12 protein-coding genes and 1 pseudogene are annotated in these 12,137 nt (G+C 67.8%); 6 read left to right on the top strand and 7 right to left on the bottom strand.

All coding sequences use genetic code 11. From position 1 onward, the window contains the following. Positions 1-96: 96 nt before the first annotated feature. Positions 97-444 (top strand): annotated as a pseudogene (locus ASD30_RS26880) (integrase core domain-containing protein); the annotation flags it as partial. 536 nt (positions 445-980) lie between these two features. On the opposite strand, the gene ASD30_RS27485 reads toward ASD30_RS26880, so the two are convergent. Both ASD30_RS27485 and ASD30_RS09325 read right to left on the bottom strand, forming a co-directional pair. After that, positions 981-1,382, bottom strand: a complete 402-nt coding sequence (locus ASD30_RS27485; protein WP_229662970.1) for a fatty acid desaturase — start codon at positions 1,380-1,382, stop codon at positions 981-983. A 16-nt stretch (positions 1,383-1,398) separates the two neighbouring features. Next, a complete protein-coding gene (locus ASD30_RS09325) occupies positions 1,399-2,037 on the bottom strand; it encodes a TetR family transcriptional regulator (RefSeq protein WP_235532548.1) in 639 nt (212 codons plus the stop codon). 115 nt (positions 2,038-2,152) lie between these two features. Between ASD30_RS09325 and ASD30_RS09320 the strand changes: the two genes are divergently transcribed. Both ASD30_RS09320 and ASD30_RS09315 read left to right on the top strand, forming a co-directional pair. After that, complete coding sequence (locus ASD30_RS09320; protein ID WP_056680457.1) at positions 2,153-3,229, top strand: BtrH N-terminal domain-containing protein; 1,077 nt, start codon at positions 2,153-2,155, stop codon at positions 3,227-3,229. After that, positions 3,229-3,900 carry a transglutaminase-like domain-containing protein gene (locus tag ASD30_RS09315; protein ID WP_056680455.1) on the top strand — a complete coding sequence of 224 codons (672 nt, stop codon included), beginning with the start codon at positions 3,229-3,231 and terminating at the stop codon, positions 3,898-3,900. Before ASD30_RS09320 ends, ASD30_RS09315 begins: the two co-directional genes overlap by 1 nt. On the opposite strand, the gene ASD30_RS09310 is transcribed toward ASD30_RS09315, so the two are convergent. Then, positions 3,834-4,616, bottom strand: coding sequence for a lysophospholipid acyltransferase family protein (locus ASD30_RS09310; protein WP_082563713.1), 783 nt, complete (start codon positions 4,614-4,616; stop codon positions 3,834-3,836). The genes ASD30_RS09315 and ASD30_RS09310 overlap by 67 nt on opposite strands. Positions 4,617-4,820: 204 nt before the next feature. On the opposite strand from ASD30_RS09310, the gene ASD30_RS09305 reads away from it, so the two are divergent. After that, positions 4,821-5,390 (top strand): PaaI family thioesterase, encoded by a 570-nt coding sequence (locus ASD30_RS09305; protein WP_200951121.1) that lies wholly within the window; start codon positions 4,821-4,823, stop codon positions 5,388-5,390. A gap of 4 nt (positions 5,391-5,394) precedes the next feature. Here ASD30_RS09305 and ASD30_RS09300 read toward each other — a convergent pair whose 3' ends face one another. Beyond that, entirely contained in the window at positions 5,395-6,072 is a 678-nt protein-coding gene (locus ASD30_RS09300) for a TetR/AcrR family transcriptional regulator (protein ID WP_229662973.1), read from the bottom strand. Positions 6,073-6,225: 153 nt separating this feature from the next. On the opposite strand from ASD30_RS09300, the gene ASD30_RS09295 reads away from it, so the two are divergent. After that, the gene (locus ASD30_RS09295) at positions 6,226-7,347 is read left to right on the top strand and encodes an acyl-CoA dehydrogenase family protein (RefSeq protein WP_056680449.1); all 1,122 of its coding nucleotides are present in this window, start codon (positions 6,226-6,228) and stop codon (positions 7,345-7,347) included. 332 nt (positions 7,348-7,679) lie between these two features. Then, the gene (locus ASD30_RS09290; RefSeq protein ID WP_056680447.1) at positions 7,680-9,341 is read left to right on the top strand and encodes a GMC oxidoreductase; all 1,662 of its coding nucleotides are present in this window, start codon (positions 7,680-7,682) and stop codon (positions 9,339-9,341) included. 122 nt (positions 9,342-9,463) lie between these two features. Here the strand turns inward: ASD30_RS09290 and ASD30_RS09285 are convergent, their stop codons facing one another. Genes ASD30_RS09285 through ASD30_RS27135 form a run of 3 tightly spaced genes read right to left on the bottom strand, consistent with a single transcriptional unit; the run spans position 9,464 to position 12,101 of the window. After that, positions 9,464-10,291: an SDR family oxidoreductase gene (locus ASD30_RS09285; protein WP_056680445.1), complete on the bottom strand. Its 828-nt coding sequence runs from the start codon at positions 10,289-10,291 to the stop codon at positions 9,464-9,466. 14 nt (positions 10,292-10,305) lie between these two features. Next, complete coding sequence (locus tag ASD30_RS09280) at positions 10,306-11,814, bottom strand: aldehyde dehydrogenase family protein (protein ID WP_056680442.1); 1,509 nt, start codon at positions 11,812-11,814, stop codon at positions 10,306-10,308. After that, positions 11,811-12,101: a hypothetical protein gene (locus ASD30_RS27135; protein ID WP_056680439.1), complete on the bottom strand. Its 291-nt coding sequence runs from the start codon at positions 12,099-12,101 to the stop codon at positions 11,811-11,813. The genes ASD30_RS09280 and ASD30_RS27135 overlap by 4 nt, the downstream gene beginning before the upstream one ends. Between the last annotated feature and the right edge of the window lie 36 nt (positions 12,102-12,137).

Here is a 12,137-nt window from a genome sequence, read left to right as displayed (position 1 = left end):
CCAGGAAGAGCCTCGGATGGAAGACCCCAGCAGAGGCCCTCGACGAGCACCTACGATTGCTCCACCAAGCTGGTGTTGCTACCACCGGTTGAACCCAGTCAGTATCGAGCGATTCGATACACCGAGCGACTCGCCGAGGCCGAGGCCGTCGCGTCGGTCGGAAGCCGAGGAGATTCGTATGACAACGCGATGGCCGAGGCGCTCAACTCGCTGTTCAAGGCCGAGTGCATCCGCAACCCGGTCATGAGCCCTAAGGGCGGCTGGAAGTCCGTGAGCGACGTCGAGATCGCCGCCGCCGAGTACGTCGACTGGTTCAACCACAGGCGCCTTCACGGCGAGATCGGGCTCGTCCCGCCCGCCGAGTTCGAGGCCAACCACTGGGCCAGCATCCGGCCCGAGCACTACCGTGAAGCACCCGTCCCGACCGGGGCTGGTTCCAAGTAACCGAGCCTCCACGAAACCCGGGGCGATTCACTTTTCACGTAGAGCTCGAACTCGGAGGTGGACCAAGAGGCGCCGGGCTTGTGGGCCTGGTTCCCACGATCGGCGGCATGCGCGAGGATGTCCGCCCTCGGGACAATATGCACGCTGGTGCGGCCCCCGAACCGAGTGCATCCGTTGACTCCCGGGTCGGGGTCGTCTCCGGTGCGGGATACCTGGTGAGGATCTTGTCGCGTTTGCGGGGGCTCAGGTTGGCGCACGTGAGGTCACCGTTGAAGTGGGCGAGCACGCGGTGATCCATCACCCTTCGCCACACCGGGGGGAAGAGGGCGAGGACGATCATGCCAGGCGTAGCCGGTGGGCAGGACCGGCGACTCCTCGAAGTCGCGCAGTGTCTGGTAGCGCCGGGTCGGGTTGGCGTGATGGTCGGAGTGCCGCTGCAGGTGGTGCAGGGGCACATTGGTCGCGATGTTGTTGGAGTTCCAGCTGTGGCTGGGGTCGACACGCTCGTAGCGTTCCTTGCCGGGTGCGCCAACCTTCTAGCGCACCATCCCGTAGTGCTCCATGTGCTTGACCACCTCGAGGAGCGAGAATCCCACGACAGCCTGGATGACGAGGTACGGCGTGATGCCGACACCGAGCCACGCGATCATCGCGCCCCACAGCACCGCCGACATCAGCCACGCGTTGAGCACGTCGTTGCCGATCCGGAACGGGTGCTGCTTCTTGCGCGCGTAGCGCTTCTTCTCGATGTTCCAGGCACTCTTGAGGGAACCACCGACCGTACGCGGCCAGAACTGGTAGAAGTTCTCGCCGTACCTGCTGCTGGCGGGGTCCTCCGGTGTGGCGACGCGGACGTGATGGCCCCGGTTGTGCTCGATGTAGAAGTGGCCGTAGAAGCTCTGGCTTTTGGTCCTTGCGGTGGCGGCGGACCCGATCACCGGCTGGGAGTGTACGTCAGGTCGTGGCTTCGGACGTCGCCGCTTCGACGGAGAGCCCGAGGTACCTCAGTCCGACCTCGGTGATCTTCCGTGAAGTGTCCTTGCGGGACATGGTGGGCAGGGCTAGATGGCTCACGGTGAGCCTCACCAGAGCCTCCGCAGCGTCCGCCACATCGTCGGCCTGCACCCCGGGCACGTGAGCCATGAGCCACCGTGCCAACGAGTTCGAGGCCAGTTCCAGCAGCTGCGCGGAGGTCGTCATCAGGGGGAGAATGCCCGTCGCGGTCGGGGAGGAATCGCGGTTGGCGATCAGCACCGCCCTGAGTAGAGAGCTGTTCTCAGCTTCCTCGAGCACGAATTTCACCGAGGCCGCGAGGCCGCGAGCAGCATCGGCGTCGTGGTGCGCGAGCACTCCTTCGATGCCCTCGATGAAGCGCGCCGCCTCCCTCAGGACGACGGCCTCTCCCAATCCGGGCTTGTCGCCGAACTCTTTATAGAGCAGGGCGCGTGAAATCCCGACTGCCTCGGCGATCTCACCCATGCGGACTCGCTCCCAGCCTCGATCGGCGATCAGGTCGTGAGCAGCCTCCACCACAGCCGTGCGGACGTGCTCGCGGTACCGATCGCGCATGGAGGGGGATGACACGGTGGACACGATAGCGACCGTGGTGCCCAACGGACTCATGTCACATCGGACCTGGCCATGACAATGAGATGCTCGTGCCTTAGGTTGGAACAAATCATGCAAATTGTCTTTAGGAATGAGTTCCATGGCCAGCTCGAGCGACGCCGTCGCGGTTCCCTACCCGCACCGACGTGGCGGCCACTGCGGCTCGGGCGCGATGCGCGACCTCCTCGAATGGGCCGGGCTCGGCTGGGAAGGCCCGCCCGACGAGGGCCTCGTCTTCGCGCTAAGCGGGTCGCTGGACCTCTCCTACGTCCGGAATGCAGCGCTCATGCCACCGGTGTACCTCGTGGGTCGGGGCGGGGACCTGGAGACCGATCTCCCGACACGACTCGGCGCCGTGGTCACCGTGCACGCCACGGAGGACCCCCAGGTGGGCTGGACCTACGTGCGCGATGCCGTGCGCGCCGGTCGCCCAGCCCTTGTGTGGGCCGACATCGCAGAGCTGCCCTACCTGCGCGTGCGCCTTCAGATGAGTCGCCATGACATCGTTGTGATCGGCTACGACGACGTGCAGCAGCTCGCGCACGTCGTCGACAACGACCGCGACGAGGTGCAGCTGGTGCCTTACGAGGCTCTGGCTCGGGCTCGCTGCTCCCGAGGATTTCCGGTCCCGACGCGCCACACCTACTTCGACATCGCCTGGCCCGATTCGCTGCCCGACCTGGCCACCGTCGCCCGGGCGGCGTTCGCCCAGGCGGCTGTCGCGATGACCACCTCGACCGGTCCCTCGATTGTCACCGGGAGGGACACGGCGACCGGGGCCACGGGGCTGGCCGCCGTCGACCTGTTCGCCGAGGACCTCGCTCGATGGCCAGAGGTCTTCCCCGACGAGGTCTTGGACCTGGCGCTCCAGGGACTCAGCGCATTCGTGGAGAAGGCCGGCACCGGCGGTGGGCTGTTCCGGCGACTGCTCTCCAGCGGCGCCGCCGACATCGCGCGTCTGACCGGGGACGTTCGCGCGAGCGAAGTCGCCAACGCTGCGCACCTCTGCGCGGAGACATGGTCACTGGTCGCGTCGCTGGGCCGGCAGGAGGGCCCGGCCCGGGGCCGGGCGGAGCAAGCCGCCCTCGCAGCTGCCGCCCTCCCGTCGCTCGAGCGGGACCTCGTCACGGCCCTCGGGGCGGCCGGCGCACTCCAGAACGCCGAGGTCAGTGCCTGATGGGCGACGAGCTCGACCCCCGGCAGGCCCTTGCCCCGACCGGGTTCATCGACAGCGACCACCACGACGTGCGCGACTTCACCGAGTCCGTGGTGCGAGGTGTCCAGGATCCGCGTGAGCGGGTCGGGCTGCTCTTCGCGGAGGTCCGCGACCGACTCCGCTACGACCCCTACAGCGTCACCGCGGCCCCCCCGACCTACCGCGCCAGCGCGATCCTTGACGGTGGCCCCACCTGGTGCGTCCCGAAGGCGGTGCTGCTCACGGCGAGCCTGCGCGCTGCGGGGATCCCGGCCGTACTGGGGTTCTCCGATGTCCGCAACCACCTCAACAGCGAGGCGCTGCTGGAGCTGATGGGCACGGACCTGTTCGTGTTCCACGGGTGGAGCGCGGCGTACGTCGACGGCCGGTGGCGCAAGGGCTCGCCGGCCTTCAACTCCGAGCTGTGCCGCCGCTTCGGCGTACCTCCGTTGGAGTTCGACGGATCGCAGGACGCCCTGCTCCACGCAGCCGACGGCGCCGGCCGCCGCCACATGGAGTACGTCCGCGAGCGGGGGATGTTCGTGGACCTACCGTTCGATGAGCTGATGGCAACACTGCTGGACACCTACGGCCCCGCGATGGTGCGCGGCTCGGGATCCTCGCGCCCTGAGGATCCCGCCTTCGGCGCCTGAGCACGGATGGACCGCGCCGCCGCGGTGGCTCCACGCAGCTCGCACACCATCGTGATGAGGACGTCCTCGAGCCGTTGACGGCCCACTTCGACGGCACGTGCGGGCTCCAGGTCACGGAGGTCCTCGAGCGGGACGGGAGCGCCGACGAACACGCTCACCTGCCGTCGCCAACCCCATCGCAACCGCCCGCTGTATGCGGGCAGGATCTCCTGGGCACCCCACTGGGCCACCGGGAGGAGCGGGACCGACGCCTCGAGGGCGATGCGAACCGCCCCTGACTTCATCGTCATCGGCATACCGTCCTCCCGCTTGCTGATAGAACCCTCGGGATACACCAGAAGGAGCTGACCACAGCGTGCCGCCTTCACCGCGTCGTCGTACCCTGCGCGTCCGGCAGCCCGGTCGACCTTGACGTGGCCGGCCGCACGGAACCACCTGCCCACGATCGGACCGTGGAAGAGGCTGTCCTTCGCCAAGAACCGCGGCACCCGCCCCGAGGCCAGCACCAGCTCCGCGACTAGCAGAGGGTCGATGTGCGAGACGTGGTTGGCGGCCAGCACTGCCCCACCCGACCTCGGGATCCCTGAGACTCCGCGCCAGTCCGGCCGGCGCAGCACGATCAGGAACGGCTTGCAGCTCAGCACGGCCACCCACCAGGCAAGGCCACGTCGCTCGGCATCGGTTTGAGGACGGTGAGGTGTCCAGATGAGCCGCATAGCGACGAGTGTAGACAAATGTAGCCCCAACGTCTCACGTGAATACAAATATGCCATCATGTCTCGTGCGTTGGCGAACGGCGGGTCATTGACTTTCGGCTATAGGCCACTCTCGTCACGACGACGACTTGATCCTGTATGCGAGAGAGACAGATGCGACGTTGTGCCTCCGCGCCCGTCGGTCTTGAATCTGAGGAGCTTTCCATGCGCGAACCGATCCGAGGCGCCTCCGGCGCAGGCGAGCAAACCGCCCCGGCGAACGAGGTACGCTCCGAGGGGGGCGCCATGTCGGCATTGGAGGCGTGGATCCGCTCGATGTCGCGGCCCGAGCCGTCGGCGGAGGGACGCCTCCCCTCGCACTCCCCCACCTGCGCGGGATGCGGGACGGAGAATCCTGCTGGTCTTGCACTGAAGGTCGACGCCACCGAGGTCGGCGTTCGCGCCGTGCACCGCTTCGACCACCGTCAGGAAGGGGCGCCCGGGATCACCCACGGCGGCCTGGTCGCTGCAGCGTTCGACGACCTCTTCGGCTTCCTCCTCTACCGGGTCGGAGAGCTTGCCGTGACGAGGTCCCTGACCGTCGAGTACCTCCGTCCGGTGCTGCTGAGGACCGACTACGAGTTCTCTGCCCACGTCCGGGACCGCTCGGGACGGCGGTTACACGTGGAAGCCGCGGCGTTGGATGCGGACGGCAACCCGGTCGCCACCGCACACGCGACATTCGTCGTCGTCGATGTTGAGCACTTTGAGCAGGGCAAGATTGCGGGCCGTTGATGACTCACCCGCCGATGAACGGCTCCAGCTCGACCGCTGGGTCGAGGTCGATTCCGTGGGCGGCCAAGGCATCGTGCAGCACTAGAGTGACGTGGCGCGAGAGGCGCCCCACCATGACCTCGAGGGTTTCGTCGCGCTGGTCGAGCCACCAGATGATTGTCGCGTCGACCATCCCCATCACGCCCACCAAGATGCCCTCGGGAAAGGTCTCCTCGGCCGAGTTGGTATAGCCGCGAGCCGCCGCAGCGATCTCGTCCAGCAATCGCGAGCGACCCATCCGAGCGCGGTGAAGGGTGCGACTCTGCCCCCGTGCGGCTAGGAAACGGAAGAGGTGAGGGTGGACGTCGGCCCAGGTGGCGCAGGCGTGGACCAGCCCCTCGACGACCTGTGAGGGCGTGCCGCGCCGAGTCAGGTGGGGCCGGACGCAGGCAATGAGGTCCTGCGCGGCGAGGCGTACCACATCGTCATCCAGGTCCTCACGGCTGGAGAAGTAGCGGTAGACGTGCGGCCTCGGGATGCCAGCCCGCTCGGCAATCAGGGCCGTGCCGGCACCCACTCCTGCCTCGTCGACGACCTGCAGAGCGGCGCTCGCCACCTGTTGTCGTCGCCGCGCCCGGACCTGATCATCGCGCGACGACCGGCGCCGCACCGTTGAATCCACCCATCGCCCGACCTCGACCACAAGAGGCAGCCTATGCGGGGTCGACGAAACCAACGACTCCCGGGTCCGCATGCATGGAACACCTTGTACCCAGGGCGACGGGTGTGGTCAGATTGGTACACCCTGTACCCGACCTGCCGGAGGCACCCCTTGCCCACTCGTCGCTCCCCCTGGATGGACAAAGACCTCGACGACGTGCGCGACCTGGCACGTACGTTCTGTGAGAAGGAGATCAAACCGCACATCGAGACCTTTATCGCCGACAAGCACGTCGACAGGGAACTGTGGAACCGCGCTGGTGATGTCGGTCTGCTCTGCCTGTCGATCCCCGAGGAGTACGGCGGCGGCGGCGGCACCTTCGCCCACGAGGCCATCTTGATCGAGGAGCAGGCACGGGTCGGCGACAGCTCCTGGGGGGCGTCCCTGCACAACGGCATCGTCGCCCACTACCTGTTCGCCTACGGCACGGAGGAGCAGAAGCAGCAGTGGCTTCCCAAGATGGCTTCCGGCGAGGTCGTCGGCGCGATCGCGATGACCGAGCCCGGGACCGGCTCGGACTTGCAGAACATCAAGACTAAGGCGGTGCGCGAGGGTGACGACTACCTTGTCAGCGGCTCCAAGACCTTCATCACCAACGGCTCGCAGGCCGACCTGGTGCTCACCGTGGTCAAGACCGATCCGGACGACCGCGCCGCCGGCATCTCGCTGATGCTGGTCCCCACCAGCACGGAGGGCTTCTCCCGCGGTCGGGTGCTCGACAAGATCGGGATGAAGGGGCAGGACACCTCGGAGCTCTTCTTCGACAACGTCCGCGTCCCGGTCACCAACCTGCTGGGCCTCACCGAAGGCCAGGGCTTCGTGCAGCTCATGCAGCAGCTCCCCCAGGAGCGGCTGTTGGTCGCAGTGTCGAACGTCGCAGCCATGGAGTTCTGCTTGGCCGAGACACTGGCCTACGTGCGCGACCGAAGCGCCTTCGGACGGCCGATCTGGGGGTTCCAGAACACCAAGTTCAAAATGGCAGAGGTCGCTACAGAAGCTCGCGTGGCACGGTCCTTCGTGGACGAGTGCATCCAGCTCCACGTCGGCGAGGGTCTGGACATCCCCACCGCCGCCATGGCGAAGCTGTGGTGCTCCGAACGAGCGCAGCGCGTCGCCGACACCTGCCTCCAGCTGCACGGCGGCTACGGGTACATGAACGAGTACCCCATCGCCCGCATCTGGGCCGACATGCGCGTCTCCCAGATCTACGCCGGCACCTCCGAGATCATGAAGGAGATCATCAGCCGGTCCCTGTGAGGACCGACCCGGCTCCGGCGGCACCGCTGGAGCCGGCGGGCCGGGCCTTGTGCGCCGAGCCCCGCGGGATCCTCCGCGTTGAGCAACGGCACATGACGCCCACTCCACCGAGGTGACACCCTCGACAGACATCGTCTGACAGGAGTGCCATGAGCTAGCGAGTCGCCCTCATCGACCGGGCATCGACCCGGACTCGGTACTCCTGGCCGACAAGTGGAGACCGCTCCACGCCATCCACAGCTGACCGCCCGCACGTACACCCGTCAGATCGGCGGCACTGCCGGTCCGCCGCCCCACTCGCGTCGAACACCTCACAGAAGGATCCACATCCCATGACCTCGGCCCACTACGACGTGCTGATCATCGGCTCCGGCTTCGGCGGCTCGGTGACCGCCATGCGCCTGGCGGAGAAGGGCTACCACGTCGGGGTGCTCGAAGCAGGCAAGCGCTACGACACCGACGACCTGCCCACCTCGTCCTGGGACACCCGTCGGTTCGTCTGGGCGCCACGGCTCGGCTGCTTCGGCATCCAGCGCATCCACCTGCTGCGCGACGTCGTCATCTTGGCGGGCGCCGGCGTCGGCGGCGGTTCGCTCAACTACGCCAACACCCTCTACCAACCTCCTGCCCCGTTCTTCAACGATCCACAGTGGGCGCACATCACCGATTGGCACGCCGAGCTGGACCCGCACTACCAGACGGCACGGCGGATGCTGGGTGTCACGCAGAACCCCCACGTGACGCCTTCGGACAAGGTGCTGCGCGAGGTCGCGCGCGACATGGGTGTGGAGCACACCTTCACACTGACCCCCGTCGGCGTCTTCTTCGGAGAGCCCGGCAAAGAGGTTCCCGACCCGTTCTTCGGCGGGGCGGGGCCGCGCCGCACCGGGTGCACCCAGTGCGGGTCGTGCATGACCGGGTGCCGGGTCGGGGCGAAGAACACCCTGGACAAGAACTACCTGTACTTCGCGGAGAAGCTCGGGGCCGAGGTACGTCCCCTGACCACCGTGGTCGACGTGCGCCCGCGCAAGGGAAGCGGGTACGTCGTCGACACCGTCCGCACCGGCAGGTCCGCGCGCCGTCGCCGCAACCGGCAGTCATTCACGGCCGACCACGTCGTCTTCGCAGCGGGCACCTACAACACCCAGAAGCTGCTCCACCGACTGAAGGCCACGGGCTCCCTGCCGCACATCTCCGCCCGACTGGGCACCCTGACCCGTACCAACTCCGAGTCGATCCTGGGGGCGAAGTCCCGCGATCGATCCAGCGACTTCACGCGCGGCGTGGCCATCACATCCTCGATCCACCCCGACGAGTTCACCCACATCGAGCCGGTGCGCTACGGCAAGGGCAGCAACGCCATGTCCCTACTCCAGACCGCGCTCACCGACGGGGACGGCCATGGGCCCCGGTGGTGGCGCTGGCTGCGGACAATCGCGACCCAGCCCTCTCATCTGACGTGGTTCAGCCCGCGACGGTGGTCGGAGCGCACAGTCATCCTGCTGGTCATGCAGACGCTGGACAACTCCATCACGGTGCGGTCGAGGAAGACCCTCCTCGGTCGCCCCACGATCACCTCGGGACCTGGCCACGGGGCGCCCAACCCCACCTGGATCCCCGTCGGCAATGAAGTCACCCGTCGCGTCGCCGAGAAGATCAACGGCGTGGCCGGCGGGTCCACGGGGGAGATCGCCAACATCCCGATGACCGCTCACTTCATCGGCGGGTGTGCCATCGGTGACTCCCCGGAGACCGGGGTCATCGACCCCTACCACCGTCTCTACGGGCACGACGGGATCTTCGTCGTCGACGGCTCCAGTATCACGGCGAACCTGGGGGTTAACCCGTCGTTGACGATCACCGCGCAGGCCGAGCGGGCAGCCTCCCTGTGGCCCAACAAGGGCAATCGGGACGAGCGTCCCCCGTTGGGCGCCGGCTACCAGCGGATCTCCGCCATTGAGCCGGAGCGGCCGGCCTTCGCCCCCCGGACCTGATGCCCGTCGTCGAGGGCGGCCAGCACCCGGCCTAAGCCACGGGACAGGAGACGACCGCGAGCGCCACGCGACGCTCGCGGTCGTTTCGGATGATCCGTGGCGCGCGATCGCGCCCTGTGGCATCAGCTGCGACCGACCCGCTCCAAGTAGGCCTGACGCGCCGCGGAGTCCACGCGGTCGAGGAAGACCGTGTCGGTCCCGAGCATCGCCCCGAGCTGGGTCGCGATCCGCTCGGGAACGAACTTCATCGCCGCCACCATCGTGCCGGCGATACGCGTGACTCGCACGAAGGGCTGCGGGCGCTCGATGAGAGCCGCCGTGGCGCGCGCGATCTCCTGCGGCTCTGCGTTGCGCATGCCCTTGGCCCCGCTCGTCCCCGCGACCAGCTCGGTGTTGGTGAAGGTCGGACGCACAGTGGACAGGGTGACACCCGACCTGCGGTACTCCTGCCGGGCGGCCTCGGTGAACCCGATGACCGCGAACTTGGTCCCGCAATACGTCGCCAGCCCCGGGACCGGGAGCTCCCCGGCCAGTGAAGCCGTGTTGATGATGTGTCCCTGTCGCCGTGGCAGCATCCGCTGCAGGGCGATCTTGGTGCCGAAGATGACGCCCAGGATGTTGATCTCCACCTGCCGGCGGGTGACCTCGTCGGTCTCCTCGTGCACGTGCCCCGTCGGCATGACACCCGCGTTGTTGATGAGGACGTCGATCGGCCCCAGTGCTTCCTCGGTCACGTCGAGGAAGGACGCCACGGAGGCAGGGTCGGTGACATCTAGACGCACCGCGACGTCGAGGCCGAGCTCCTCGGCGGCCACCTTGAGCTGGATCTGGTCGATGTCCCCGATGGCGACCCGGTGACCGCGCCGGATGAGTTCCTCCGCGGTGTGGTATCCGATCCCCCGGGCGCCCCCGGTGATGGCGACCACCCGTCGCTTGTTCGTTGTCGTCATGGTTCCTGTTCCTTTCAGAGGCCGAGTCGCTGCCGCAGGCCGCGACCAGCGGCCAGGCGCAGCACTCGGCCGGCGATCGCCGTACGCCGGGCGGAGTACGGGTACCAGGTGAGCTCCTTGGTGGTCAGCGGGATCCGCGGCTCGGTGATTGCTTGGACGCGGCAGTACTTCCGCAGACCCTGCGCGCCGCCGAGGCGAGCCCCCAGGCCCGAGGACTTCCAGCCGCTGTGGGGTAGCCCCACGGCGAAGAGGTTGCTGAAGACGTCGTTGATGTTGACCGCACCGACCTCCAGTTGGTCGGCGATGCGCCGCCCTCGGGAGACGTCTCGTGTCCACACGGTGGCCGAGAGCCCGTACGCGGAATCGTTGGCCAGGGCCACCGCTTCGGCCTCGTCGGCCACCCGCATGACCGGCAGTGTTGGCCCGAACGTCTCCTCGGTCATGCAGGCCATGCTGTGGTCGACGTCCACCAGCAGCGTGGGGGCGAAGAAGTTGCCTTCGTCGGCCCGCGACCCGCCGACAAGCACGCGCGCACCGGACTCCTGAGCCTCCCGCACATGCCGCTCGACCGTGTCCACCTGCGCCCGGGTCACCATGGCGCCGACATCATCGCGGGCTCGAGAGCCCTGCTTCAGCGCTCCGAGGGCCGCCACCACCTTCTCCACGAACCGGTCGTAGACCGCGTCCACCACGTAGACCCGCTCGACCGAGATGCAGACCTGCCCCGAGTTGAAGATCCCGCCCCAGACGATCCCGTGCGCGGCCCGATCGAGGTCGGCATCCTCGAGCACGATGGCAGCGTCCTTACCGCCCAACTCCAGGCTGACCGGCTTGAGCAGCTGAGCACAGCGCGTGGCCACCCGACGGCCCGTCGCCGTCGAGCCCGTGAACTGAACGAAGTCAACAGCCTCGACCACCGCTCCTCCAGTGTCCCCGGCCCCCGCGACGTGCAGGAGGACCGGCGGGGCGCCGATCTCGTGCCATCCCTCGATGATGCGCGCGCACGTCAGCGGGGTCATCTCCGACGACTTTGTCAGCACCGCACATCCCGCTGCGAGCGCCGGCGCCGCATCCATCAGGAACAGGGTGATCGGGAAGTTCCACGGGATGATCAGTCCGACCAACGGGTAGGGCCGATAGCTGCGGGTCAGCCGCTTCGGAAGGCTGAGCAGCCCTCCTGCCCCCACTCGTTCGGGGGCGAGGAACTCCTTCGCATGGTCGGCGTAGAAGGAGATGAACTCGCACGAAGCGGTCGTCTCCACCAAGGCGTCAGGGCGGACCTTGCCGGTCTCTGCGACGAGCAGGTCAGTGAGCTCATCGGTGTGGTCGAGGATCCAGCCCCGCCACTTGCGCAGCCAGGTGGCTCGCGCAGCAGGACCCATGTCGCGCCACGCGACCTGCGCCGCGCGCAGGTCCTCAGCGGCGGCGCGCACGCGGTCGCCGTCGACGATCGGGACCGATCGGAGTACTTCGCCGTCGGCGGGACGTCGGATGTGCAGGGTGGGTGCGGACGGGGCGTTCATGACACTTCCTCGAGGTCGGTGACGGTGCCCGGGAGGGCCTGGCTTGCTGCGCCATCAGACGACGGTCGACGGGGGCCGCTGTGGGCTTGCAGCGGAGTGCGCGGGACAGCAGCAGTTGCGAAGTCGCTGGCGAAGGAGTACGCAGGCGTGGTGATCCCGTGCTCGCGGCACCATGCCCCGGGCTCGCGCTGGGAGCGGCGCGGGATGCCGTTGGACGGCTCCTGCTGGAACGAGATCGGCGGCAGCGGCGGCAACTCCCGGCCGGACTCGGCCGCGAGCTCGTCCACCAATCGCGCCTCGCGCCGTGATGCCTTCCCATGCAG

The organism is Nocardioides sp. Root140 (genome assembly GCF_001426745.1).
GTDB lineage: Bacteria > Actinomycetota > Actinomycetes > Propionibacteriales > Nocardioidaceae > Nocardioides.
Note: the sequence above shows the minus strand (reverse complement) of the source record. Positions and strands in the feature narration are given on the sequence as shown.

Coding starts and splice junctions, on each gene's coding strand:
- ASD30_RS09320 (WP_056680457.1), top strand. CDS start 2,153: ATGGCCAGCTCGAGCGACGCCGTCGCGGTTCCCTACCCGCACCGACGT.
- ASD30_RS09315 (WP_056680455.1), top strand. CDS start 3,229: ATGGGCGACGAGCTCGACCCCCGGCAGGCCCTTGCCCCGACCGGGTTC.
- ASD30_RS09310 (WP_082563713.1), bottom strand. CDS start 4,616: ATGCGGCTCATCTGGACACCTCACCGTCCTCAAACCGATGCCGAGCGA.
- ASD30_RS09305 (WP_200951121.1), top strand. CDS start 4,821: ATGCGCGAACCGATCCGAGGCGCCTCCGGCGCAGGCGAGCAAACCGCC.
- ASD30_RS09295 (WP_056680449.1), top strand. CDS start 6,226: ATGGACAAAGACCTCGACGACGTGCGCGACCTGGCACGTACGTTCTGT.
- ASD30_RS09290 (WP_056680447.1), top strand. CDS start 7,680: ATGACCTCGGCCCACTACGACGTGCTGATCATCGGCTCCGGCTTCGGC.
- ASD30_RS09285 (WP_056680445.1), bottom strand. CDS start 10,291: ATGACGACAACGAACAAGCGACGGGTGGTCGCCATCACCGGGGGCGCC.
- ASD30_RS09280 (WP_056680442.1), bottom strand. CDS start 11,814: ATGAACGCCCCGTCCGCACCCACCCTGCACATCCGACGTCCCGCCGAC.